This window comes from Thioclava sp. FR2 (assembly GCF_051200875.1).
GTDB lineage: Bacteria > Pseudomonadota > Alphaproteobacteria > Rhodobacterales > Rhodobacteraceae > Pseudotabrizicola.
This window is the reverse complement of the sequence record NZ_CP195191.1, coordinates 2,948,279-2,974,889: the sequence shown is the minus strand read 5'-3', so window position 1 is coordinate 2,974,889 and position 26,611 is coordinate 2,948,279. Positions and strand designations below refer to the sequence as shown.

At 58.0% G+C, this 26,611-nt stretch carries 15 protein-coding genes; 2 read left to right on the top strand and 13 right to left on the bottom strand.

Going from position 1 to position 26,611, the window contains the following annotated elements; all coding sequences use genetic code 11:
- Nucleotide 1 precedes the first annotated feature (1 nt).
- The 10 genes from ACSBLW_RS14325 to ACSBLW_RS14280 all read right to left on the bottom strand — a co-directional run bounded on the left by ACSBLW_RS14325 (nt 2) and on the right by ACSBLW_RS14280 (nt 18,881).
- The gene (locus ACSBLW_RS14325; RefSeq protein ID WP_435257283.1) at nt 2–1,111 is read right to left on the bottom strand and encodes a DegT/DnrJ/EryC1/StrS family aminotransferase; all 1,110 of its coding nucleotides are present in this window, start codon (nt 1,109–1,111) and stop codon (nt 2–4) included.
- A gap of 6 nt (nt 1,112–1,117) precedes the next feature.
- Nucleotides 1,118–1,564, bottom strand: a complete 447-nt coding sequence (locus ACSBLW_RS14320) for a sugar 3,4-ketoisomerase (protein WP_435257282.1) — start codon at nt 1,562–1,564, stop codon at nt 1,118–1,120.
- A gap of 115 nt (nt 1,565–1,679) precedes the next feature.
- Nucleotides 1,680–2,798: a polysaccharide biosynthesis/export family protein gene (locus ACSBLW_RS14315; protein ID WP_435257281.1), complete on the bottom strand. Its 1,119-nt coding sequence runs from the start codon at nt 2,796–2,798 to the stop codon at nt 1,680–1,682.
- A gap of 127 nt (nt 2,799–2,925) precedes the next feature.
- A complete protein-coding gene (locus ACSBLW_RS14310; RefSeq protein ID WP_435257280.1) occupies nt 2,926–4,146 on the bottom strand; it encodes a glycosyltransferase in 1,221 nt (406 codons plus the stop codon).
- A gap of 126 nt (nt 4,147–4,272) precedes the next feature.
- Complete coding sequence (locus ACSBLW_RS14305; protein ID WP_435257279.1) at nt 4,273–5,859, bottom strand: calcium-binding protein; 1,587 nt, start codon at nt 5,857–5,859, stop codon at nt 4,273–4,275.
- Between the two features lie 138 nt (nt 5,860–5,997).
- Nucleotides 5,998–8,757, bottom strand: a complete 2,760-nt coding sequence (locus ACSBLW_RS14300) for a calcium-binding protein (RefSeq protein ID WP_435257278.1) — start codon at nt 8,755–8,757, stop codon at nt 5,998–6,000.
- Between the two features lie 269 nt (nt 8,758–9,026).
- Nucleotides 9,027–10,778 (bottom strand): calcium-binding protein, encoded by a 1,752-nt coding sequence (locus tag ACSBLW_RS14295; RefSeq protein WP_435257277.1) that lies wholly within the window; start codon nt 10,776–10,778, stop codon nt 9,027–9,029.
- Between the two features lie 153 nt (nt 10,779–10,931).
- On the bottom strand, nt 10,932–15,062 hold the full coding sequence (locus tag ACSBLW_RS14290; RefSeq protein ID WP_435257276.1) for a beta strand repeat-containing protein: 4,131 nt from the start codon (nt 15,060–15,062) through the stop codon (nt 10,932–10,934).
- Between the two features lie 194 nt (nt 15,063–15,256).
- A protein-coding gene (locus tag ACSBLW_RS14285) for an IS5 family transposase (RefSeq protein ID WP_435257275.1) occupies nt 15,257–16,026 on the bottom strand; the annotation gives its coding sequence in 2 pieces (ribosomal slippage) (nt 15,257–15,708 and nt 15,708–16,026; 771 coding nt in all).
- A gap of 74 nt (nt 16,027–16,100) precedes the next feature.
- A complete protein-coding gene (locus tag ACSBLW_RS14280; RefSeq protein ID WP_435257274.1) occupies nt 16,101–18,881 on the bottom strand; it encodes a UvrD-helicase domain-containing protein in 2,781 nt (926 codons plus the stop codon).
- A 377-nt stretch (nt 18,882–19,258) separates the two neighbouring features.
- Between ACSBLW_RS14280 and ACSBLW_RS14275 the strand changes: the two genes are divergently transcribed.
- Both ACSBLW_RS14275 and ACSBLW_RS14270 read left to right on the top strand, forming a co-directional pair.
- Nucleotides 19,259–19,513: a ribbon-helix-helix domain-containing protein gene (locus tag ACSBLW_RS14275; protein WP_435260119.1), complete on the top strand. Its 255-nt coding sequence runs from the start codon at nt 19,259–19,261 to the stop codon at nt 19,511–19,513.
- Nucleotides 19,514–19,517: 4 nt separating this feature from the next.
- Entirely contained in the window at nt 19,518–19,829 is a 312-nt protein-coding gene (locus ACSBLW_RS14270) for a type II toxin-antitoxin system RelE/ParE family toxin (protein ID WP_435257273.1), read from the top strand.
- Nucleotides 19,830–20,194: 365 nt separating this feature from the next.
- Here ACSBLW_RS14270 and ACSBLW_RS14265 read toward each other — a convergent pair whose 3' ends face one another.
- From ACSBLW_RS14265 to ACSBLW_RS14255, 3 genes are read right to left on the bottom strand one after another with little or no spacing between them, the layout of a single operon-like run.
- Entirely contained in the window at nt 20,195–22,930 is a 2,736-nt protein-coding gene (locus tag ACSBLW_RS14265; RefSeq protein ID WP_435257272.1) for a phospholipase D-like domain-containing anti-phage protein, read from the bottom strand.
- A 22-nt stretch (nt 22,931–22,952) separates the two neighbouring features.
- Entirely contained in the window at nt 22,953–25,979 is a 3,027-nt protein-coding gene (locus ACSBLW_RS14260; RefSeq protein WP_435257271.1) for an anti-phage-associated DUF1156 domain-containing protein, read from the bottom strand.
- Nucleotides 25,976–26,608: an anti-phage-associated DUF3780 domain-containing protein gene (locus ACSBLW_RS14255; RefSeq protein ID WP_435257270.1), complete on the bottom strand. Its 633-nt coding sequence runs from the start codon at nt 26,606–26,608 to the stop codon at nt 25,976–25,978. Before ACSBLW_RS14255 ends, ACSBLW_RS14260 begins: the two co-directional genes overlap by 4 nt.
- Nucleotides 26,609–26,611 lie beyond the last annotated feature (3 nt).

The following is a 26,611-nucleotide window of genomic DNA, read 5'->3' as shown; positions in this document are numbered from 1 at the left end:
TTCAGAGGCTGCGTAGGGCCTGCCCGACCCGTGCAGCAATTTCTTCGCCATCCGCAATCGAGAGATGGGGGCCCATCGGCAAGCTTAAACAAGTAGAACAGATCTCTTCCGTGACAGGCATAGAGAGATGACCGTATTCAGACTTGAATGCCCCACTTTGATGATTTGGCACAGGGTAGTGCAGGGCGGTTGGCACCTCTAGCGCGGCCAAGGCCGCTTGGAGCGCCTCCCGCTTTGGATGGCGCACGACATATAGGTGCCACACCGGCTGCGTTCCTGCCGCCACTTCTGGCAGACGCAGATCCGCTAGGCCCGACAAAGCCCGATCGTAAACCGAAGCGATCTCCCGCCGCCGCTCGGTCCAGGCATCCAGATGCTTCAATTTTACCGACAAGAACGCCGCTTGCAGCGGGTCCAGTCGCGAATTGCCGCCTTGAAGTTCATGGTAATATTTGACCTGAGAGCCATAGTTGCCCAGCATTCTAACCGCTTTGGCAAGGTCATCATCATCTGTGACCAGCGCGCCGCCATCGCCAAAGGCCCCCAAGTTCTTGCCCGGATAAAAGCTGAAAGCCGCGGCATGACCCAAAGTGCCAACCTTACGATTTTCATCCATTCCGCCATGCGCCTGAGCAGCGTCTTCCAGAATGAACAATCCATGCGCCTCGGCCAACGCCCGCAAGCGTGCAGACGGCACCGGAGCCCCGTACAGATGAACCGGAATGATCGCTTTTGTGCGCGGCGTCACAGCCTTCTCGACCAGGTCGAGATCAATATTCATCGTCGCAGGATCGGCATCGACAGGAACGACCGTTGCGCCTGTCTGCGCCACGGCAAGCCATGTCGCAATGAACGTATTCGCGGGAACAATCACCTCGTCACCGGGTCCAATTCCCTTGGCTCTTAATGGCAAGACCAAAGCCTCAAGCCCATTGCCAAGGCCAATACAATGCCGCGCACCGCACCATTCGGCATAGTCGGCTTCGAACTGATCCAAAGCCTTTCCACCGATGAAATAACCCGAATCCATCACCGCCCTGTAGGCCGCATCCATCTCTGCCTGAAGGCTGCGATAGGTGAAACCAACATCGAGAAAACTGAACAACGCCATGCTGACTTACCTTTCGTCCGGCCTTTTGCGGGCCCAAGCGAGGAATTCCTCGTATTCAAAAATGTAGTCGTCCTTTTCGTACGGACGCGAGGCCAGAACGCAAACGACTGTTTCGGGAACAAGAAACCTCAACCGTCGCCACAAGCCTGGGGGCAAATACAGCCCGGTGTTTGCGTCCGTAAGGGTGAAAGGAAACTGGTGATGCCCATCGTTCAAAATGATCTCAACTTGCCCATGCATGCAAAGGATCATCTGTTCCAGACGCTTGTGGCCATGCTCACCGCGAACAGCACCCATCGGAACATCGTGAAGGTAATAGATCCGGCGGATATCAAACGGAAGGTCGTGGGATTCGATCACCCCCAACGACCCGCGGCCATCCATGAAGCGCGGCAGTTGAACAAGAACCGGCCCGTCGGGCCGCTCTTTTGCAAGATCGGCAAGTGTCAGCATGCGGGACCCTTGTTAAATTTCATGGACATAACAAATCGGCTTATAGACCCGGGCATTTCTTCCCGCAATCCGACCAGTCGGAGGCCTTGTTTCGCTTTACCAGAAACGGTCAACGTCAGTTGACCGCCCTGTTCCCTGCATTGGCGACGTTAAAGGCCGAACCCAAGAGGCCAAGAATAGTCCCTGCCGCAACCACGGGCGACTCGGTCGCCAGAACTGTGTCCTTGTGCGCGACCTGGAAGCCACGGGCAGCAAACAGCCCTTCGGCGGTCGTCAAATCAAAGGTGAACACCACCCGAGTGTTGTTCGGACCGCCCCCGTCCTGCCTGACTTGGGCCTGCGAGTATTCACGCAGGATCAAGACGCCCTTCGGGTCCGCGCGAGAGTCGCTCAACCCACCGATGATCGACATGGCCTCCAATGCGGAAATGCTAGCCTTTTCAAAGGGCACAAGCCGCTCGCTTCCCGTCGCACCCAACGCGGTGAAATAGCGGCGATCCTCTTCGACCACCACCTTATCCCGGCCGCGCAGTACAGTGTTCAGATTCGCATCCGACATAAGGCGCTCGGCACTGATCTCATAGGTTTTGTCGTCGCGGATCAACCTCACCAGCGGGTTGCGCATTCCGTGCAACATACCGCCCGCCTGTGCGATCACGGATAAGATCGTGCTGTTCCGATCGGGAAGCGGATAAGTTCCCGGCTTCGCAACGCCCGATACGACGTCGACCGCATTGCCTTGCCCTTGCTGGACGCTCAACTGAACCTGCGCTGAAGGCGCGATTTCAGAAAACGCGGACTGAACCGTTTCCCGTGCGGCGTCGGGCGTCTGCCCGCGAACCACCACCTTCTCGACATACGGCAAGAAGATCGTCCCATCGGCCGCAACGACCATTGCAGGAAGTGTGATCGACTTACTGCCGACGGGTGTCAAAAGGGAATTCGGTTCGTTGTCCCAGATCGTGACCGACACAAGGTCGTTGCTGCGAATGATCTGGCTTTCCGGCCCACGTGCCGCGGGCAGCCAACCCCGCCCCGATGTGGCTGACGCGCGCGGCCAGCCGTTCACATTGTCCAAGATGGCTTTGTTGACTTCAACGACCTGAAAATCAGGGTTCTCGGCGTCACGCTCTTTCAGGATTTCCGAACTGAGCGCCGCGCCACGCGGCAGATCACAGGCAGCAAGAGCCGCAAAAGAGATCATGATGGCAAGGCTTCGAATGATCACGCTCACATCAACTCCCGCACCGGACTGCCTTTGTCTTAATCCCTCATATTAAAGCCTATTCCGAACACAAGCGCGAGGGACGCCGCGACTGGAAAGAGCGTGTTTCTGTGGATAACACGCCTCTGATGACCTTTTACGGCGAAGTGCTGCCGATGTCACGCAATGTGGCTGGCATGATCCATGTCTCTAATGGCTGATTTTCAGAAATACGGCAGCCAGGCATCGTCGCGCAGCGGTCTCCCATAGTGACGCCAGCTTCGATTCTGGTCCCTTCAGCGATCAGACACCCACGACCAATATGGGTCGCTGCTCCGTCACCCCCAATATGTGCCCCCGCCTCAATCAAACTTCCGCCGCCAATTTCTAACCCTGTTCCGGCAATCAGAACGGAACCGGGTCCAATCTGGCAGCCATCTCCGACCCGAAGCAAGCCAGGACCACTTTGAAACCTTACACTTGGGTCTATCCGGCAATTTGCTCCGATCTCAACACGAACCGGCTGTTCCACCGCGCCCTGCTTTTTGTCTTGGTGAAGGTATTGCCAAACCGCGCGTTGCATTTGGCGCAGGGCAAACCGAAGACCAAGATCAAGGCTCGAAAATGAGATCGCGCCTAATACAGCCTTGAAATCCCGATTGGCGATGGCGTTTCGTAAAACTCTCGCTTGGGCCATCGGCGGGTAGCGTTTTCCCAAGACCTGCAGGGCATCCCGCATCCGGCCAGTGTTGGCTGAACTGTTCTGTCCATGCTGCCTGTATAAAAACAACTTTTCAGGGATCTGCGCGACCCTGTAACGACGGGTCAACGCAAGCAGCATTCCCCAGTCTTCGTAAGCCAATTCCGGATCAACGCCACCCACTTCGACAAGTCGATCCCTCCGATAGACCAAACCCATCGCCGGCAGCCAGTTTCCCGCCATCAGTTCCCGGTGCTGATTTCCCAAGAACGGCTTAGGATGCACAAAGCTGAACGTACGGTGAGGCCCCGAAACTCCATCAAAGACATACCCGTCGCAGGCAATTGCGGCGACATCGTCCCGTGCGTCGCTGAAACTCGCGACAACGCGTGCCGTCATATCGGGAAACAGCGCATCATCGCTGGCCAAAAACTGAACGTACTCTCCCTTTGCCATATTCAAGGCACGGGCCAGCGTTGGGCCTAGACCACGGTTTTCCTGCCGATGAAATTCAACCCGCATGTCGCGCTGAATGCCCGCGACAAACCGCTCAATCACCAAAGCCGTATCATCTTTGGACCCGTCATCAATAACGATCAGTTCTATCTGCGGATAGGTCTGCGCAACGATACTTGCCAAGGCAGCCTCGACAAAGGCCGCATGATTGCAGGCGGGCACTATGATGCTGACAAGAGGTAGCTGCGTTGACAATGTCCATAGCCCGAAGGTGGTTTCCGGGTCTTTGGCACAAGCTGGCCCCGGTGAGAAGGTCTAAAGACACTTCCCGTCCGGGGCCGCATGCCCTTACAGCAGGAAATCTCCTGCCGAGATCACCGGCGCGCCAGAAAGTTCGATCACCCAATCGGCAACCCCGTCACCATTCTGGTCGCCGATCAAAAGACCGCCTGCTGCGTAATAGTAAAACGATGCCGTGCCGCCACCGGTCAATCCAAGTGTGCCGTTAAAGGTCGTCTCCAAAGCGCTCAGATCAATGCGGTCAACACCCGATGTGAAATCGGTGATCACGTCGCGACCAGCACCAAGCCCGATATGCGCCGCCGAAGCGAAAACAAACGTGTCTGCGCCGGGTCCGCCCGACATGACATCCCGACCCGTGCCGGCATAAATCGTGTCGTCGCCCTGACCACCCCAGATCGTATTCGCCCCTGCAGACCCATAGATCAGATCGTTTCCGGCACCGCCGCCGATATTGTCATTGCCAAGGCCCGCCCAGATCGTATCGGCCCCACTGCCGCCACGGACAGTATCGTTGCCATCACCGGCACCGACAAAATCTCCGGCATCGCTTGTGAAGATCAAGTCGTTCCCAGCATTACCAAACAAATGGTTCCGGCCAGCGCCACCATAGATCGTGTCGCCACCCGTCCCGCCATGGACCGTATCGTTTCCATACCCGGCCCAGATCGTATTCGAACCTGCCGTCGCATAGATCAGATCATTTCCGGCACCGCCGCCGATATTGTCATTCCCGCGACCGCCAGTGATCGTGTCATTGCCATCGTCACCGCGCAGCGTGTCATTCCCGTCACCGCCCTCGATGACATCGGCATCGGCACCACCTTCGACGATGTCCGCGCCGTCGCCGCCGAAGATCTGATCAAGGCCGCTTCCGCCATAAAGGGTGTCGGACAGTGCCCCACCGTACAAAGAGTCGTCGCCCTGATCGCCATACCCCAACAGCGTGCCATTTGCCCCGGTCGTCAGGGAATCATTCCCATTCCCGCCATACATCGTGTCCAGACCGCTCGTGCTGCCGATACGGTCATTACCGTCTCCGCCATAGGACAAATCATTGTCAGCACTGGCCACAATCGTATCGTTCCCGTCACCGCCATAAAGCGTGTCAGACCCGAAATAGCCTTCAAGGGAATCGTCCCCTTCGTCTCCGTACAGAAGATCGTTCCCGCGCGCACCGCCCACCGTGTCATTGCCCAGATAGCCGCGCACGGCGGTATCAAGGTTGCTTAGTTCGATCCGGTCATTTCCGGCAAAGATCACCGACAACAAGGCTTGGTCATCAGTTGTGCTTGCCGAGGTCAGTGCCGAAAACACATCAGCGGCAGGCACCGCGAATTGCTGAATAATTGCGTCCGGGTCGAACTGATCGGCCCCAAATGCAATGCCTGTCACTGTTCCGCCAATCAGGTTGCCAGCGGGGTCAACAACAAAGCCTTCGCCGTAAAGGTATAACGGGCTGTTCGGCCCGGCGTGATCTATCCGGTAAACAGAGGTATAGACGATACTCCTGACCGTGATCGGATCGTCCAGAACAACATCGACACTCGTCCGAGTGACATAAAGTGCGTTCAGGTCAAGGTTGATAAGATCAAAGTCGGCATTATGCGAAACGCCAGTCAAAACGCGCGCCATACTGATTAACTCCTGCCATTAGAAAACTATACGAAAGGCGTAGCCTTCGCAGATCGTCAGATGGCAGCAAGGTACGGAATTCCACACGTTTGCCAATGTAACAAATCACACCGTCAACCAAAGGTGTAAGGCGCTGCTCTACAAAAGAAAATCGCCTTCGGTGACGGTTGGCGCGCCAACCAGTTCAATGACCCAATCTGGCACGCCGTCGCCGTTCTGATCACCGATCAAAAGGCCCCGCGCCGCATAGTAATAGAAAGACGCCCTGCCCCCGCCAGAAAGACCGAGTTCACCGTTAAAACGGGTGTTTAACCCAGAGAGGTCAATGTCGTCTTGTCCCGGCGTAAAGTCGGCGATGACGTCACGTCCCGGCCCAATGCCGGCATGTGCCGATGTGGCAAACACAAAGACGTCCGCCCCGGCACCGCCGACCATCAGGTCTGTGCCGGTGCCTGCATGAATGGTGTCATTGCCGTAGCCGCCCCAGATCGTGTCAGACCCTGCCGAGGCGTAAATTATGTCTCGTCCCGAACCGCCGCCAATATTATCGTTGCCCAGACCACCCCAGATCGTGTCAGCGCCATCGCCACCGCGAATGGTGTCATTGCCGGACCCACCACCGATCAGGTCACTTGCGATCCCGCCTTCGATGAAATCATTGCCGTCGTTTCCATAAAGCGCGTTCAAGCCCGAAATGCCGCGGATCGTATCGCTACCCGCCCCACCGGAAACCGTGTCATTGCCTTCGCCTGCGATCAGTAGGTTCATACCTTCGGACCCGAAGATGGCATCATTGCCCAAGCCACCATCCAAGGTGTCATTGCCAAAGCCGCCCCAGATCGTATCAGCACCTTCGGCACCGGTGATGCTGTCATTCCCAGCCCCGCCGCCGATGAAATCCGAGCCGTTTCCGCCAAGGATCACATCATCGCCGTCGTCGCCAAACAGTTGATTGGCGCCAGTGTCACCGCTCAGGGTGTCGTTGCCCGCTCCACCCATCAGGGTGTCTGCGCCAATCCCGCCTGACAAAGAGTCATCGCCGGCGGCCCCTTCAAGAAGGTCATTGCCGTTGGCACCATGCAAGGTGTCTGCAAGGGCACTGCCAACCACGCGATCGTCACTTTCTGCGCCCGCGAAGAAAATACCTGTTGGGGTGCTTCCCGCAAAAGCCGACGGGTCACGATCTTCCCACCATCCGGGATGTGCTTCATTGAATTCAACCAGAGCGGCCCAGCGCGGGCTATCGGTATCATCAAGGTGCTGCATCGCCCCCCAAGATCCCCACCATCCGGCCGCGCCAACATCAACAAAGGCGTTGAACAAAGTACCGCCCGCGTCCAGCCAGCCCTGCATCAGCTCGGCATAAAGCTCGCCCATTTCAGGCGACTGGTTCACGAAAATAAAGAATTCAGACAAAAGTTGGTCATGGGCATGCATTCCCACACCCACCAGATGGGTGCCGCCTTCGTACATGACCATTTGCAGCCCATGCGCTGCCGCGATCCGCGCATGATAGGCAAAGGTTTCGTACAACTGCGCCAGACTGCCCTCTGGATTGCCCGTGATCGACCCATCCCGCATTTCAGAGATTGCAAGCGTCAGCGCATAGTCAAAACGATGGGCTTGCACATAGGCCTGATACTCTGCACCGTTCAGGCCAAGCGCAGCGGCGTCCGCCTCTGCCATCGCGATAGAAGTCGCGATCCACTGATGCGTGGTTTCTACCTTTTCGTCACGCCCCAAGGCACCGTCGAAGTAACCCGTAACGGCATAGGCATCGAACTGGGTATAGGGCAAAGTATTGCTCTGAGGATTCTCTGCCACCCACCGCGGCGCGGTCAAAAGAGGGTCTTCCAGACCCCGCCAGCCCGTTTGCGTAGAGATGACACGAATGACACGCCCTTCGAGGTCATCTCCGAACACGCTGGCGATAATCTGCGACATCTCAGTGGCTCGCATGGCTTGCCACTGGATCCACGCGTCTCCCACGCCCGGCCAACGCAATTGGCCTTCGGCATGGGCCCACTGGGCCTGATCAAACTGCCAATTCCACATCTCGTTGGAATATTCGAAATAGGCGCGAAGGTTCGGGTTCAACTGGTCACGCACGATCGTGGCAAAGGCTTCGATGAAGTCAGGCGTTGCCAGATGGGGAATGTTGAACCACGGGTCGGTGCCCGTCAGGTTGGCCAGTTGGATCATGATCTCCAAGGGAACGCCCCGATCCGTCCCCCATGAGAAATAGTCTTCAGTAGACCGGTCAGACCACTCCGAAAGATCAGAGTCATTGGTCCGCATCCAATCCATATAGCGCAGAACACGCATGTCTTCGATCAGATCAACCCAGATCGGGTTGAACACTTCGCCGGCATCAAACCGGTCGATATTGTCCTCATGAACGACGTGGATGTTGCGCAGGTGGTTGCCTTCGGTCGTGGCCATGATTTCAACAAACACCGCCCGCTCGCCATCGGGGGTATAGTCGAACCAGATCTCACCATCGCCATAAACCACATTGTCTGCACCGTTCAGCCGAAGCTCACCTTCACCCTCATAGGTCAGCCGATACCGACCGGCCATCGACGTCATTTCTGCGGGCAAGGCTGTCAGGATGACCGTCCCGATATGCGACAATCCAACCTCGCGACCATCAACCATGACGGTTTCGGGAAGATAACGCGGCCAGCCGTTCTCATCCAAAATCCCGGCCGCATCCAAGGCGTCAAAACCGATCCCGCCATATTGGCCGGGGATATGGCCCTCCCACTCTCGCGCCGTCTTGAACACGTCGATAAACGGCTGTTGCGTCGTCCAGTCAGAAACGCCCTGCAGACCTACGCCCAAGGAAGGATTGGTCACTTCACCCAAAGGGGCACTCACTGGATCGACATACGGCATTACTAAGTCCCCACGCTTGTTGAACAAAAGCTTCAGCGAAAGGGCAAACCGGATGCCACGGGCCAAAGCCTATTCGGCTTAGCCTCAGTCCCATAATTTCGGGTAAAAGTGAGGAGGGAAATCGGATCGTCTGGTTAATGCTTACGCATAGGTGGCACGATCCAAATGAGAAAACTGCGTCATTGCATCGACACAGCAAAGGCAGGTCTGGTCAAGAAAATGGGCGGCAGAGGCCGCCCAAAACCTAATCCTACCAAGCAGAAACAGCGCTAAAGGATAAAGTCCGACGCAACCAGATTTGGCGTAGTGCTAAAACTCAGAACCCAATCCGCAACGCCATCTCCGTCTTGATCGCCCAGCAATGAACCCGTTTCGGCCTGATAATAGAACGATGCCTGCCCACCCCCGATGAACCCGCTATTGCCAGTGAAGGTGGTGTTCAGCGCGGTCAGATCGACCCTGTCCACTCCGCTTAGAAAATCGGTGATCGTGTCGCGGGTGGCCCCGATCCCGATGTGATCGGCCGACAAGAAAACAAACACATCGGCCCAGGGTCCGCCCGAAATCACATCCTGACCCAGTCCTGCCGTGATGGTGTCGCGCCCGACCCCGCCCCAAGCGCGGTTGTTGCCGGACTCAAGCACAATCACATCTGCGCCTTGACCGCCCCCGATGAAATCATCCCCCGCGCCACCATAGATCGTGTCGTCGCCCATTCGGCCCTGCAGCACATCATTGCCATCGCCGCCGTACAGCGTGCCACCTTCATGCGAGGCTAGTAGGTAATCGTTGCCCGCCTCGCCATAAAGCTCTCCAACACCGCCATAGCTGAAAATACGGTCATCGCCGTCACCTGCGTAAACGGTATCGTTGCCCAGGTTTGTCCAGATCGTGTCGGCCCCAGTGCCGCCGTTCAGCAGATCGTGGCTTTGACTGCCGCCGATGAAATCATCCCCCTCTCCCCCAGAAATTGTGACAGCCCCGACCCTGCCAAGCAGCCGGTCATTCCCATCCCCGCCATCAAGCAAACCGCCATCTGAAGCCCCCCGAAGATGATCATTTCCAGCGCCGCCGTAAAGGAAATCGACGCCTAAATCGCCGAACAGGCTATCGTCGCCATCCCCTCCCCGCAAAAGATCATTTCCAGCTCCACCAACCAGAGAGTCGCGATCTGCTCCACCGTCCAGAGTGTCTTCGCCGTCACCGCCAATGAGCCAGTCTCGCTCGTCTCCACCTAGTAAAAGGTCGTTTCCGTAACCGCCGTAAAGAAAATTCCAGCCCGCCCCACCTTCCATTGTGTCATTGCCGTCTCCACCGTCGAGGCTGTCTCTGCCGTCCCCACCTTGGAGAAGGTCATTTCCTCCACCTCCGAAAAGCTGATCCACGGCGCCTCCACCACCATCGAGCGTGTCATCACCATCGTCACCATAGAGTACGTCACTTGCATCCCCGCCGTGCAATACATCATTTCCTGCCCCCCCGCGGAGCCAATCAGCATCTGCTCCACCATCCAGCGTGTCGTCTCCATCGCCCCCATGAAGGGTGTCGAAGCCAGCGTCACCCAGAATGGAATCGTTCCCTGCAAGACCGTCAATCGAGTCAGTCCCAGAGCTTCCGATCAACGTGTCATCGCCCGGCGTGGGATTAGGGGCCAAGCGAACCTCTATTCTATAAGTGCCGACCCACCAGTCGTTGAAGGCCCCAATGGAAATGTAATAGATCCCGTCGGTTAGCGGAGTGAACCTTGCCAAACTCTCAAAACCGTATCCTCCGTCATCATCTCCGGCTCCAAGATATTCACCCGCCGAGTCAAGGATGCCGTAGATCATCGGATCCACAAGCGTTCCCGCGCTGCTTGATGTTCCTAATAGGTGAATTTCGTAAGAAACTCCCGCGATCAGTTCGACAGCAAACCAGTCTCTATCGCCTACGTGCTCAATATCGCCCGTGGCCGATCCGCCGACCTCAACAAGGCCCGTCGTCGTAACATCGTTCGAAAAATCGTCTTCAACATGTGGCATGGCAAAACCCTTCTTAAATGACGACAGCGCATCAACCGCTGTTCTTCACATCCTTTCTCACAGCGCGGACCCTATTCACCAAAGCGGCGAAGCCGATAGCCGCCTGTTGTCGTGCCGCTGGGTCGAACAATAGACCAAGCGGCACGGCTCAGTTCAAAGCAGGAAATCGCCTGCATTGATGGTTGGGGCGCCGCTTAGTTCCAGCACCCAGTCTGCGGTGCCGTCGCCGTTCTGGTCGCCGATCAGCAGGCCGCTGGCGGCGACATAGTAAAAGCTCGCCGTGCCAGCGCCGATCAGGCCTGCCGTGCCGTTGAAGGTCTGGCCCAGGCCGCGCAGGTCGATGTCATCGACGCCGCTGGTGAAATCGGTGATCACGTCGCGCCCTGCGCCAATGCCGATATGCGCGGCCGAGTTGAAGACAAAGACATCTGCCCCCGGCCCGCCCGTCATCACATCGCGGCCCGTTCCTGCAACCATCGTGTCATTGCCGGTGCCGCCGTAAATCCGGTTCACCCCGGCCCCGGCCACGATCAGGTCATTGCCCGCGCCACCGCCGATGAAGTCATTGCCAAGGCCCGCATAGATCGTGTCATTGCCGGTCGAGCCATAGACCGAGTCATTGCCTGACCCGCCCGCCGCAAGATCGCCCGCGGCGCTGGTATAGATCACGTCATTGCCATCGTTGCCGAAAAGCCGGTTGCGCCCGGCGGATCCGTAAATCGTATCCGCCCCGGTGCCGCCCTGAACCGTGTCATTGCCCAGACCGGCATAGATGACATTCGACCCGGCCGAGCCATAGATCAGGTCATTGCCCGCGCCGCCGCCGATGTTGTCATTGCCGGTGCCGGCATAGATCGTGTCATTGCCGCCCGCGCCCCGCACCGTGTCATTGCCATCGCCACCGCCAACAAAATCGCCCGCGGCAGAGGTGAAGATCTGGTCATTCCCGCCATCGCCAAGCAGCACGTTCCGCCCGGCCGAGCCATAGATCACGTCGTCGCCATCCTCGCCACGCACCGTGTCATTGCCCAGACCCGCGTAAATCGTGTCATTCCCGACCCCGCCATAGGCCACGTCATTCCCAGACCCGCCACCAATGAAATCAGCACCGTCGCCGCCTTCCATCGTGTCATTGCCGTCATTGCCAAGCACGGTGTCGTTGCCGCCATAGGCCCGCAACCGTTCGCCCCGTCCGGCACCAGAGATCCGGTCCGCTTGGTCGGTACCGCGCACTTCGTCGATGTTGCTGACCGTGTCGGTATCGCCAAACCCGTCCTGAACGGTTCCCGCTGCAAGATCCGCCACGATGCCAGCCGTGCCGCCCTCTCGGGCATCATCATAGTAATTTGCGGTTTCCCAACCCAAATCGGTGCCGGTAATGGTATCGTTGCCCGCATAGCCCGTCAGGTAAGCATAGGCATCTGCCGCATTTCTGCCGATAAAACTATCCGCGAACTGGGTGCCGTCGATAGACTCGATGTTCAGCAAGGTATCGGTGTCACCGTAAGTGTCGATGGCCACCCCGGTTTCTAGGTTCACATCCACCCCAGAGGCCGTATCAATGTGATCGCGGGACTCGTGCCGATAGTCGATCATATCCCAACCGGCGCCGCCATCGATCGTGTCGTTGCCTGCGCCGCCCGAGAAGCCCTGGAACCGATTTGTATCCGTGTCCGTCGAGATAATGCTGTCGGCATCCTGCGAACCGTGGAAGAAATGCGCCCAGGTGAAGGTGTCATTCACCATTCCCGCAGCGCCGCTCACCACAGTCCCCGCGCCATTTGCGCCGATCGAGATCGTCAGACCACCGACGCCTCCGACGTCCGAGTAGGAAATGTCAATCCCGTCATTGGCCACCTCATACAGGACTTGGCTGCCGATGATCGTGTTCGTGCCAAGGCCCGGGCGCATGAAATCGCCCCAGCCCGTATTATCCGCTGACCCGTCAAGCGTGTCATTGCCATCGCCACCATCAAGGTAGTCGTTGCCAAATCCGCCAACAAGGATGTCATTGCCCGCACCACCGAACAGGTCGTCGTTGCCACCCCAGCCGTAGATGGTGTCGTTGCCATCGCGACCATCAAACCGTTCGTCCGCAAGGCTGCCACCCATGACGTCGGCGAATTGGCTTCCGCGCACCGCTTCGATGTTGATCAGCGTTTGGGTAAAGGCTGTGCCGTTCCAAACGCCAGTGACCGTTCCCGTCGCCAAATTGACAGTGACACCCGCACCCACTTCACGGCGGTCATAGCGGACCACGTCGTATCCGCCGCCGCCGTCGACCGTGTCATTGCCGCCCGAGGTCGTGAAATTCTCATCGCGCGCACTGCCGACATAGGTATCAGCATGCATTGTGCCGGTGATTTCAAGTCGCGCAGATCCGTCATGCACCGTGATGGTCTCGGCGTTGCCGAAACCGTCATTTGCAATAACGCCGGTGGCAAGGTTGATGTTCAGAGCCTGTGTGGCCCCCATCCATTCGTCATAACTGCCCGAGAAGTTCAGCCGAACAATGCCGGAAAGCGTAATATCATAGCTATCCGCACCGCGCCCCCCAAAGATCTGGATCCAGCTGCCCGCCCCGCCATCAATGACAAAGCTGTCATTAAACGCCGTGCCAAAGATGCTAAAACCATCGTTCACATCGTTCACGACGCGCGCCACATCCACCAGAACGTCTGTCCCGACAAGTCCGCCGCCGCTACCGAACTTCTGCACGGTGCCGGTATTCGCGCCACCGTTGATCGTGACAGCGATGCCCCCCGACAGGCCGTGGTAACTCAGGTCGTTCCAGCCATCGCCACCATTGCTGACACCGCTGTAGATGATCGTATCGCTGCCGTTAGAGCCGATGACCTGATCTCCGCCACCCGAACTCGAACGCCCAACCTCAATCCGGTCGTTGCCGTCGCCACCGTCCAGCCGGTCGTTACCATCGCCACCGATCAGCGTATCTGCGCCAGCGCCGCCAAACAGCTCATCGTTCCCGCCACGACCATCCAAAAGATCGTCACCGTTGCGCCCATCAAGAACGTCATCGGTCGCCGCACCCAAAATATCATCATTCAGGTTTGTGCCCCGAATGCCCTCAATGCCGCTCACCTGCTTGGTGAAGCTGGCGCCGTTCCACGTCCCGGTGATGAACCCCGTCACCAGATCCGCATCAATGCCCGAGGTGCTTCCATTGCGGTCAAACCGGATCAGGTCGAAACCGTCCCCCCCATTCACCGTGTCATTGCCGCCGCGCAGCAGATACCGTTCATGGTCCCGCGCCGATCCGGTAATAAGATCGGCAGCATCCGTGCCTTCAATCTCCAACCGGCCATTGTTGCCGGTCACATTGATCGTATCCGTTCCGCCAAAACCGTCATTCGACACAACACCCGTCGACAGATCGGCAATGATCCCGCTTCCAGTTCGACTGCCCGGGCCAAAGGCGTAAGACACGCGCACCGCGCCACCTGCGTCCAGATTGACGTTGAAGGCGTCATTACCTGCGCCACCATACAGCAGGACAAATCCTTCTACCCCACTGATATTGAACGTGTCGTTGAACGTGGTCCCCGAAAAGTTCAGCCCCGGCCCGTTAATGACACCGCGGGCACCAAGGATGGTGTCGGTGCCCAACCCGCCGCCTTTCAGGACAGTCGCCGTGTCTGCAACGCCATTCACGTTGACGGTCACAGGCGCGGACAAGAATGCATAGAAAATTTCGATGAATTGCTCTGGCCCGACACCTGACAGATCAATGGTATCATTTCCAATGCTACCAGCGATAAAATCACCACCGTTGGACCCCCCCGGTCGGATCGTGTCATTCCCTTCACCGCCTTCCAGCGTATCCTGAAAATTGGACCCAAGAATTGTGACCGGAGCAAATATCCCGTTAAACGCATAGTTAACACCAGTTCCGGCTCCGGAACCATCAAACGAAACAGGGTCGCTGCCGATCAGGGCCCCCATCGGGCCTGGGTCGTCTTGTTCAACCAAGGCAGTGACAGCCGCCGCAAATTGCGTCGCATCCGCCGACATACCGGTAAAGGTCATGACGATCTGGTTAGAGGCATTGCGAATGGTGATCGAGGTGATGGTTCCAATTGGCACCAGCTCACCGCCGATATTGCTAAATCCTAGGCCGGTTCCGGTGAATGTCGTCCGGTATCCCGTCGCCCCGGTAAGGATTCTGATCTCAGTCGAGCTTTGGAATTCGACAGTGAACGTATGTCCAAATGCATCTTCCAGCGGTGTGTTTGGGCTTGTCCCGAAAACGCTGATTGCAACCATGACGTCGCCCCTCCCCAAAGGTATGACCAATAGAATTTTTCAGTGCTAGAAAGCATAAGTTCAGAGCGGCCGCCCAGCCAAGAAAAAACTTCCCCAGCGTCAGATTTGGACCTTGGCTTAACGATCGGCTTACAGCAGGAAATCGCCTGCATTGATGGTTGGGGCGCCGCTTAGGGTCAGGACTCATTCTCGCGTCATAGCCAGAACATGACTGTAGCTGCGAGTGCGACGGCGGAGAGGAATACCTTCGGGCATCTGTCGTAGCGTGTTGCGACCCGCCGCCAGTCCTTCAGGCGCCCAAACATGATCTCGATCCGGTTGCGGCGTTTGTAGCGGCGCTTGTCATGCCTGACGGGCTTGCCGCGAGACTTCCGGCCCGGAATGCAGGGCTTTATCCCTTTGTCTTTCAATGCTTCTCTGAACCAGTCGGCGTCATAACCCCGGTCGGCCAGCAACCACTCCGCCTTTGGCAAGCTGCCCAGCAGTGCCGCCGCGCCGGTGTAATCGCTGACCTGGCCTGCGGTCATGAAGAACCGGATCGGACGGCCATCGGCATCGGTGACGGCGTGCAATTTGGTGTTCATGCCGCCCTTGGTTCGGCCGATCAGACGGCCCCTTTGGTCGCTAGGTCCCCCTTTTTCGACCGCAGGCCGGTCGCCGTGCGGTGCGCCTTGAGGTAGGTCGCGTCGATCATCACCGTCTTCGGAACGGCGGCTTCGGCAGCCAGACCGTCCATCATCCGGGCGAACACCCCCTTGTCGCTCCACCGCTTCCAACGGTTGTAAAGGGTCTTTGGCGGACCATACTCCTTGGGTGCATCACACCAACGCAAGCCATTGCGATTGATGAAGATTATACCGCTCAAAACCCGCCGGTCATCGACCCGTGGCTTACCATGGCTCTTCGGGAAGAATGGCCGCAGGCGCGCCATCTGCGCCTCTGTCAGCCAGAAAAGGTTGCTCATTGCTCAGTCTCCTTGCGGAGGCTGAATCACGCCCCGAGCAGAGGATCAATGGGTCCTGACCCTAGGCTGTGAGGTCAGGCCTTCTTTCGGCGCCGAGGCTTGAGAATTGCAGGCTGATCGCCGTTCGTGATTTTCGCTTTCCCTGTACAGGTCGGATAGCGCACGCAGCCGAGGAACTTTCCGAAACTGCCGCTGCGTTCGACCAGCCAGCCATCTTCGCAGTCTGGGCAGGTCGGAAAAGTGGCACCGCAACCACATCGAACCTCGCTCGTCCCTTCGGCATGTCGTGGCAAGGCCGTGCCGCAGGATGGGCAGGCCGGGAGCAGATTTCCGCAGTGCTGGACATGCTCGCAGCGATACCAGATGCGGCCATCCTTCCCGGTCACGCCCAGCAGTCGCCCACCGCATTCGCCGCAGACGCGGGCCTCTGGTTCCGTTCCGGGGGCTGTCGAAATCCCGTAGGCCGGGTCTTTGCGCAGCTCGGTCACGAAAGACGACGGTCGGGCGTTCGAGGCAAGGATCGTCAGGGTATGCCGGGCCCGCGTCATCGCCACATACATGACGCGCCGCTCCTCTGCGTTCTGGAACGCCTCCTCTTCCGGCGAAACCAGCGACAGGAGCGGGTCGTCCACAATTTCTGACGGGAACCCCATGCGCCCGCTGTCGGCGTTCAGCAGAACGACGTGGTCGGCTTCCAGCCCCTTGGAGGCATGGATGGTCTTGCAGTCGATCTTCAGCCGCGGGAAACGGCGCCGCAGACCCGGCATGTCCGGTTCGTTGAAGCGGTAACGCCCGAGGAGCAGCACCGTCGCGGGCTTTGCCCCAGGCGCCGCGGCAGCAGACAGAGCGGCAAGCACCTCGTTCAGTTTCCCCTCATCCTCGCCTTTGGACACGGAGACGACCCTGATCGCCGGTTCGGTCGCGGTCCCGGCCGGGACGATCGTCTTGTCGATCTGGGCAGGGTTCCGCAGAACGAATGTACGGGCGGCATAAGCGATCTGGTCGACCGACCGGAAGGTGCGGCCGAGATCGACGGTTCTGTGCACGCCAGTTTCGCCATCGAAGCGCCCCCCGAACTCCCGCCCGAAATGGCGCATCAGGTGGATGTCGGATCCGGCGAAGCGGAAGATGGATTGCCAGTCATCACCCACGGCAAAGACGCGCACATCGGGATGCTGCGCCTTCAGCGCCTTCACCAGCCTTGCGCGGCTTTGCGAGATGTCCTGGAACTCGTCGACGAGGATATGGCGAAACGGGCTGACATAGCGGCCGTCCTCTGCATAGCGCGCGGCGCGCAGGATCATGTCCTCGAAGTCGATCCGGCCCTCCAGACGTTTCTGATATTCCTCGAAGACCGGCGCGAAGACGTCGAGGAACGCCCGGGCGCGTTTGCCCAGCTTCATCCGATCTGACTTGGTCTCGCAATCCTGCAGGCTGTAGCCGCCGCTCTTGAACTTGCGCAGGAAGGTTCCGAGCAGCTTGGAAAAGTCATCGACCTGCTTCAGCTCGACGATCCGGTCATAGATGGTGTCGACCGGTCGGGGGTTCAGGGTGACGTGCGGAGCAAGCTTTTCGGCGAGGCCGGTCAGCAGGTGGCCCTCCTGCCGTTCATAACTGTAGGTCTCGATCAGGGTGGTCTGATGCTCGGCATGGACCTTCCGCTTCCAGTCCATGCCCGCCAGATATTCGTCGCGGTCCACGAAGGGCGCCGTAACCAGCCGTTCACTGCCGTCCCGCGCCTTTTCGCGCCGCACCCCGAAATGCTCGATGTAGATGCCGCTTTCGGTCAGGCGGAAATCGGGCTGGTAATCGCGCCTGCCGACCTCGGAAACCTTGTGCTCGTAGAGGGGCTCGTACTCGTACTCGACGCTGTTTTCGTAAAGCCAGTTGGCGATCTGCAGCTCTTCGTAGCTCTTGACCTTCTCGCCCTGCAGCGTCCGCAGGTCTTGGGCTTCCATGTGGGTGTAGAAGTCATGCTTGGTCTTGAAGTCCCATTCCGTCTTGGGCTCGACCAGGAAATGCGCGAAGAACTGGATGATCGCCTTCGACACCTCTGACAGGCGGTAAACCAGGTCCTTCAGGATCTGCTTGATCAGGTTGGAGAAGGCTGTGTCGTCGGTAGCATGATCCGCCAAGGCGGGCTTTGACCCTTCGACGATCCCGATGATGTCGTAGGCAATCGCGTGGAAGGTCCGCGCAACGATGGGCACGCCGGATCGCGCCTCGACCCGTTCCGACATTTCCTCAGCCGCATTCTTCGCGAAGGCCAGAAGCAGGATTTCCTCCGGCTGGCGGATACCCGCCTTGACGAGGTAGGCCGCCTTGGCGGTGATGACGCTGGTCTTTCCGGATCCCGCCCCGGCGAGCACCAGCGTCGCATCCTCGTCGACAACGACAGATAGGCGCTGTTCCGGCGTCAGCGGCTTGCTCTCGATGGTGTCGAAGAAATCCTTCCAACGGTCCAGTTCGGCCGACACGAAGGCTCCGATGGCATTCGCCCGTATTGTCCGCGGGTCGATCGCAAACTTGCGGACGAGTGCGATACGCGCGGCGACCTCGGCACCGATGGCCTCGGCATTCAGCTTCGACAAAAGCGATGCATCCAGAGCCCTCGCGTCATCCAGCAGCGGCGCGATCAGGCATGCCGAGGGATATCGGGACGGCGCTGCCAGCGCCAGCACCCCGGCAAGGACCCTGTTTAGTCGCGCCGCTTCCTTATCAAGCGCTACGAGATTGAATCGCGTCCAGGCCTCCTTGACCTCTTCCGCGAACTCCCTCGCTGCGACATTCCCCGCCCCCTTCAGCGTGACATCGTTATGCTCCTGCGAGTTTATGGTCAGCGCAGTCCCGAGCATCCCCTTCCGGAGAGCTGGTGGTTGGGTTAGCGCTTGCAGTGACACGGTCGCAACCTGACCGCGTCGCGTGATCCTTATGTGATCCCCGTCTAGCGCCATGGCACGCGCAGACATCCCAAAGGGGTCAATCAGGAAACCAAGCAAAGGGCGTTGTTGCAGTCGAATCAATGAACTGGGCCTCGTCGTCGCGCCCTGGCAGTTTGTGCCGCGGCCATTGTAGTCTGCAACATCGATCAGTCGCTTGCGCGCACTGCTTCCGGCCCGTGCGGAGAATAGGCACGCCTATCTCCGCAGGTTATGCGGAGTTTGCCAACATAGCGCGCCTTGCCTCCGTGTTCATCTTTGCTTATCTTGAATACAAACATGCGGAGGCGACCATGTCCCAGACTACGACGATGACGGTCCGCATCAGCGGTGCGCTGAGCGAGTTTGTGGCGTCGAACGTGGGCGAGCACGGGTCCTACGAGAACATCAGCGAGTATGTGCGCGACCTGATCCGCCGCGACAAGGAGCGGGTGGAGCGTGAGGCGTTCGAGCGCCTGAAGGCGGAACTGACTCGAGCCTTCGCAGCGCCAGAGGGAAGCTATCGCCCGTTGACCGCCGCCGAGGTGATCGCGCGGAACCGCGGCTGACGACGTGGCTATTCGCGTCCAAGAGGCCGCATCGCTGCGGCTTGACGAGATCTACCGCTACACGCGCGAACGCTGGGGTGCGGACCAGGCGGACCGCTACATCACCGATCTCTTCGCCTCTTTCGACCGCATCGAAGGGGGCGGAGTCGCATCGCGCCCCGTTCCGGCGGAATTCGGGGTCGATGGCTTCTACTTCCGGCACGCGCATCATTTCGTGTACTGGCGGCGGCTGGCGAACGGGGACGTCGGCATCGTGACGATCCTGCACGAGCGGATGCATCAGATGGACCCGTTCCGGGATGACCGCGGCGGCTGATCGGCAGCGCCCGGAACGCAAAAAGCCCCCGTGTAGGGGGCCTCGTGTAACGTTGAGTTGTTGTTGAGGTGTTTGCGTTTGCTTATACACAAGCGAAACGCTCAACATTTAAGTCTTTGGTTTTATTGCGGCTTTTGGTTGCGGGGGCAGGATTTGAACCTGCGGCCTTCAGGTTATGAGGCGGACCAAAAAGAGAACATCGGACCCTTAGATTTCAACCACTTACGCGCCAACCCATTGATCCCGCTTGATTACCTCGCCGCTCTCAACCGCAACCGACGGAAGCGGCTGTAGCCCAAACGGTGAACGGCGTTGGTCGCCCGGTTGACCTATTGTTGACCCAAACTCCATGCCAAGAACCTGGATCACGTCCATCCTGCCCGCATCAGCGCCGCGAAGTCTCGACGTGACAAAACTTCACTGCAATCTCGCCAGTCCTTTTCGCTGGGTTCGGATGACGCTTGATACCGAAGATCGAAGCCGGTGGCCTCCCTTTGAGCGTCGATGTATTCGTCCATCTTCTCTCCAAGGGTTTCAATGTCATCGATCCATTCGTCCTTGATGGTATCGGGCAGGGAGCCGAACAGATTGTATCGATCCCTCATCCGCTCGGAGAGTCGTTCATAGACCTTTTCGTCCACGGTCTGCTCATTCACCAAGTTGAGCATGTCAACGTGATCACGAACCTGACCGAAGCGCTTGATCCGGCCAATTCGCTGTTCGAGCCGCGTCGGGTTCCATGGCAGATCGATGTTGATCAGCGTTCCTAGCGTCTGAAGGTTCAAGCCTTCACAGGCAGCGTCGGTTGCCACCATGATCTTTAGACCATGCGTAGCGACCATTTTCTTCAGCACTTCACGCTCGATGCTTACGCTCTCTCCCGCTTGATAGAGACGGCTTCTTGATGCACCCGCGTAGAGGCCGATCGCCTGATCGGGATACTTTTTCGCCAGCTCATCCGCCATCCACTTTGCGGTGTCGTAGTACTGGCTGAAGATGATCGCCCCGTGGCTGGACCACTTCTCGTTCTCCAAGTAACTCAGTGTCGCTTCAAGCTTTGGGTCGGTCGTTATGCGCCGAAGTCGGTCAATGAGGCGCTCCAGGACAACCTTCTCCTCCGAACTATCCACTTTGAGTTCAATAACTTGATCCTCGGTCTCTTCCTGGACAGACCTACCCGCCAATAGCGTCTGCGCAGTGCTGAGACCGGCCGCGATGCTCGAGCAGATACGCTGCTCCATCAGATTCTTCATGAAGCCACTGCCCTTGCCGCGCTTTGAAATCGCCCGACCAAAGTTTCTTGCCTCGCGATAGGCTTCGCGGAAGTCGTCAGTGGTGCGAAGAGCTTTGCCTTCAAAAAGAATGTCGAACCGCTGCACCTCCCGTGCGAGCTTCCGATCAGGGTGCAGGTTTACGCCGATCCTCGGCAACAAGCCTTCGTCTTCCAGGTCTGCACGCTTTCGCAGAACAATATGGCGAATGAACGGATTCTCTCTCTTGAAGAAGGAGGCCCCAGCAATCTGGCGCTCAAGCTCCTCTTCGAAAATCTCTCTCGTTTCTATACTTAGCTGCGTGAACGGCCTGTTCGTTTCGCTCTGCCCATCGTTCAGACCGAGGTCTTGGCGAATATTGGAATAGAGCTTTCTTGCATTAGGTTCGATTGTCGAACGCACGAGCGGAAGAGGCGATCGAAGCAACTCCCATGCAGTCTCTGGCGCTATGGCCTCCTGCTGCCCTGAAATCAGAGGCAGAACCTCTTCAGGATGATGCCATTTTGCAAAGTCGTTCCCGAGCACAAAATTGCCTTTTCCCTGATGAAGAATACCCATCAGGTCCCAAAGATCGTCGGGCTTTGTCTGGATAGGCGTCGCTGTTCCAAGCAACACATGCTCACTGCGAGCCGCAATTTCCCTCGCAAAAGCAAGGAGTTCATTATGTGAGCCTGCGTCGCTTCCGAAACCCTGGCGACTGCGGGCCTTGTGCGCTTCATCGAGGATCACCAAGCCGAACCGGAGGCCCATCAGGTGCTTCTTCTCGTCGCTGTCGCGCATCATTAGGCCGGTTGACACGATACCGATGCGAAGAGGACACCGCGCGATCTGTTCTCGACCTGCCGGTGAAATCGCACGATCTTCGTGGTCCAACCAAACCTTTCGCTGGGTTTCCCATCGCGCACAGGGAATTCCCAGTTTATCGATCATTTCCGTTTGCCACTGTTCGCAGAGCGTAGCGGGAGCAAAGATGACGATGGGCTTCTGACCACCCTTCTTTTGATCCTGTAGCAAGCACAGAACCAGGGCAGCTGTTCCCATGGACAGGGTCTTGCCAAGCCCTACCTCATCCGCGAGCAGCAACCGAACGATACCGTGATTTTCATGGTGCCTCAGGCACTCGGTCACGAACCCACGCTGCCAAGGCTGGAGAGAGAAACCTTCGCGATAAAGAGGCGATTCAATCAGTGCGGCCGGGGCGATTTCGTCGGGATCGGAGATGTCGTCAAAGTCGACCTCTCTCCGATACCCCCGCCGCTTTACCTCGCGAATGATTGCTCGCGGGAGTTCTTTGGCAGCGCGCCAAAGGAAGTCGAACTCGTCTTCGATCCAGGCCACGCCCTCTGGAGACTCGTCTTCCCAAAGGATTTCATAATGCCTTTGCCAGCCGCTTCGGGTTTCGTTCATCGACCCCATGAAGCCCAGCTTCCGGCCGTCAGCCAGCTCGATTACCCCCGCCTTGCCGTGCAGAAAGCCACAAACGTCGTCGGGGGCGACCCGAACGGCCTGCCCGTGCTTCTGCAGAAAGCTATCAAGCAAGCGGTAGCGGTCGCGGTTGAGCAACGTCTCCGCTTCTAGAGAGTTCTCGTTCCACAAGCCAAGCATCTTGGCCTCTCGGAGCTTGGCAACCCTCAGGTCATCCGGGTGGATATCGACATTACAGACGATCTTCACCTCCGGAATGCCTTCCAGCATCTCACCAGCCACTTCGAAAAGGGAGCTGGTGAAGTATCCCGCGATCCTCTTGTAGCTGCGTGCGCCCTTCAGGTGCTCGACCAACACGGTTTGGTCCAGGCGGTGCGTGCGCGAAGAGTAGCGGCGGATCGTCATGCCTGGCTTAATTCCCCATCACTCATTGTCCAAGCGCACGAAGGTTCTTCATTCGAGCACCGAGAACCTCGGCAACATCGCGCACTTCCTTCGGAGCGGCTTTTCGTTCGAAGAACGCAAGCATGTCGATCAGCAGCGGCCTTGCTTCCAAGAACTCCGGCAAGTCGGCCTGGATTTGGCCAATAACCACTTGGGGCTCAACTTCTGCCAGAAGTTGTTGAAGCCCTATGATCAACTGGCCTAGCCAAGTTGGCCCGATCTCTGTGCTATCCGAGAGGTCACGAGACGCAAACTCTGTGACGGTTTTCAGCCGCGCGCCGTTCGCCGCCATGTCGCCCATAACGCGCGCATAGTCTTCAACTCGGAACGCTTTGGCAAAGTTCTGGTAGTTGTCGAGCTTCTTGGCACCCGTAGTTTCCATGTCCATCATGCGGAAAAAGAAGCGTTCGATGCCCGTCAGTCGGGCCCAAGTCTCTGCGCCAAGGCCTTCGGGCACCAGTAGGTTGTTCGCGGCCTCGGCCGCTTGCTGGACGATTTCGTCCACAACGGTGACCTCACCGCTCTGCCGTGGCCGCAGGGCAAAGTTTGTCACATCCTCACCGCCGATCTGCGTGTAGGCGGTCAAAACCTTCAACGCTGCGGCATAACCCGCCATCTGGAGGTCAGAGTCATTGAAGACCGGTTCGCCCAGCTTGTCCTTCACCTCTTCGTTGAGGTTCATCATGCTTTCGATCTGTCGCTGGACTTCAGCCCGAACGGCAGGAAGAATGCGCTGCTTGAAGCCTGTGCGTTCCCCTTCCTGGCGCTTGCGCAGCATCAGGATAACGGTGCCCTGAACATAGCCGCCCTTCTTTAGCTCGGATGTCGTCTCGGTCGCGATGTACCAAGCGGCAACGACCTGAAGCCCAGCAGCCCAGAAGATGCCGACCATGTCAGACCAAACGCCGGTATCCTGATGGGTGAACATCACGCATTGCATACCGTTGTCCGGCATGTGCTCGGCCATCGCACTGTAGGCGCCCACCATCCCGCGTCGGAAATCATCACCCGAGCCCTTTATCACAAGCGCCCGTCTTGAATCCCATATCCAATCACTGAATTCCGGCGGCGGATTCTTCCGAAGCCATGCGATGAAGAATTCGGTAATCTCGTGATAGTTCACGGCATCGGCGTAAGGAGGATCGGTGATCCAATAGTCGCAGCGCCGCGCGGGCTGATCGGCAGGAGCGGACACCACCTCTCGCTCGACGTTCGGCAATGGCTCTTCGGCCATCCGGAACGAACCGACACCAAACCCGGACCAAGACCGTGTGGCGTAGTTGTAGAAGGTGTTTAGTGCCTGGTTCGAAAAGACCCCCTTAGGTCCCCCCAAGCCTCCACCTTGCGACGTGGCCCAACGGCAAAGACGCGAGTTGAAATCAGCCATTTTCGCGAGATTCAGCCAGCCCAATGCCGCGGCATCAGATTCACGCCAGGCCTTCTGGGTGATTGCCTGCAAGAGGATTTGCCGAGAATTGAAGAGATGATGCCAATGTGTCCACCCCCGCTCACGGATGGGCTGGTTTGTATTGTATCCCGGTTCGATAGCCATGTCCGAGACAAGACCCTCGGCCTGCCAAGTCTCTAAACTACTGGCAACAAGCTCCGCGACCTTTTGCTCTCTCTCTAGATCAAGGTCACTTATGCCACGGAAGTAAGTATTCTGGCGATGCTCGTAGATCGAGTCCTTCGTGATCCACTGGATGGCATAGAGCCGCTCCTGAAAGATGTCGCCCGGCCGCGGAATGAAATCGGATTTCTCCCAGCGACGCAGTTTATTCAGAGTTGATCCGTCGGCACCGCGATAGTCGCCGCGCAGCGTCTTGACGGGAGTCCGATAGGTCTTGCCATCGAGTTCATAGACGAGGTCACCGTCGTCAACCGTGCCCTTCTCTGCAGCCTTCAGTTCCTTTGCCGAAACATTGCTCACTACGTCGATCGTGAACCGCTTGTTGGCGTGATCCGGCGTTAGTTTCGCGATTGCACCGAGTTTGGGCGAGATGACCCGGCTTGGCAGCATCGGCACCATCCAGCCGGTCTCAGGGCACTCTGTCTCAAGGCAGTACAGGTAAGCCTTCGCGCGATTGCCCTTATCATCATGCTCGACACCAAGCTTGATCAGCTCTTGGTCAACCTTCAGCATGACCGCTCTCTGGGCGTCTTCGAACATCTCACGCTGCTTCTTGGGCGCACCGATGACGTTCATCGCTCCCCATGTGAGCATGCATGCGATTGGGTTCAAATCTGCGGCGTATGTATCGCAACCCAGCCGGGCAGCCTCGAACGGGATGGAGCCTCCACCCGAGAAGGTATCGCCAACCCGTGGCCGCCGACCGAACCGAAGGATGCCCATTTGCTCCACCAGCTCCGGGATCGAGCGTGCCGACACCCCCCATTGAGCAAAGTGTTCGTTCACTGCAGGCCAGATCGGCGCGTAAAGCCAATCCTGATCAACCTCTTCAGGTCGCTTGCAGAGGCTGGCTTTCTCTTCGTAGCTCGCAAAGGTAGCTAGGGCGCGTTCGATCAGCTCAATCTTTGTGTCCTCTGACACATCTCGAGCCCAGCGCAGGTTTATGCCCTCTTCATCCGCATCAAAGGGACACTCCACGTTCAGGATTCGGCTGTCCTTTGGCAGATCGTCGAAGCCTGTGAAAGTGAAGAAGTCCCACGGATTAGACAGTGAAACTCTGACTGCGATGTGCTTTGGCTTCAAATCGCCTTGTGCGAAGGCACGGCGCGCTAGGCCATGGTCATCAAAAGCCATAAGCTTTTCGAAAATCTCTAGATCTCGTTCGCTGTCACCTGTTTGCGGGAGCAGGGAACCAAGGATGATCGCACGAACTAGGATAAGCGGCTTGCGCCCTTTCCAGTATGAGCCAAGGCCCGTCAGCGTCTGGGCAGCAACGGCCTTTCGTTCAGACTGCGCCTCAAACGAGACCTTCTGCGCGGGAAAAACCGCTTCAATTAGACTGGGTGCTTCCTGGTTAGAAAGTGCTTGCAGTGTGGTCATCTTTTCTCTTCATCAAATAGATCGAGCGTCGGCCGATCGCCCAATCGGCTGAGCTGTCGACGAGCACGTGGCTGCAAAAGGTCGCTTTGAGCGACATCACCGAGAGCATGCCGAAGGGCCAAGCGCCAACCGCGACCGCCATCCATCGCTGTGCCGGTTGCCATCGCCGTCATGCCGAAGAGCCACCAGCGTTCCTCTGGCCGCAAAGATAGCCAGTTTCGAACAGCGACCGGGATGTGGTCCATTTCCATCGCCTCTACCGCCCAGGCAAGCACGCACAACTCCTTGCCGAGAAGCCGATCCACTGGGTTCTCTCCAACCTTCCAGGCCGAAGTCATCAGATCATGGCCCTTGAGGCGCGCGTTGAAGGCACGCTGCACCTCACTTCGGATTTCAGTCCATCGGGGACGATCAAGCACAACCCGATCGATCACCGCGAACTCGTCACTGCTGGCTTGAAGGCCGAGGTACTCGCTGATCTGCACCTTCCCGGAGTTGGCAGGGGGAATGATCACCTTGAAGTGGTGCGGGTCCGAAGTTGCGGGCACGCCAAAGCCGAGGGTCGGCTTGACAGGTTTGCCCTGAGCCTGCCCTTCAACGTCGCTGGCCTTTCGTGCCGGTCGTGCCATGTC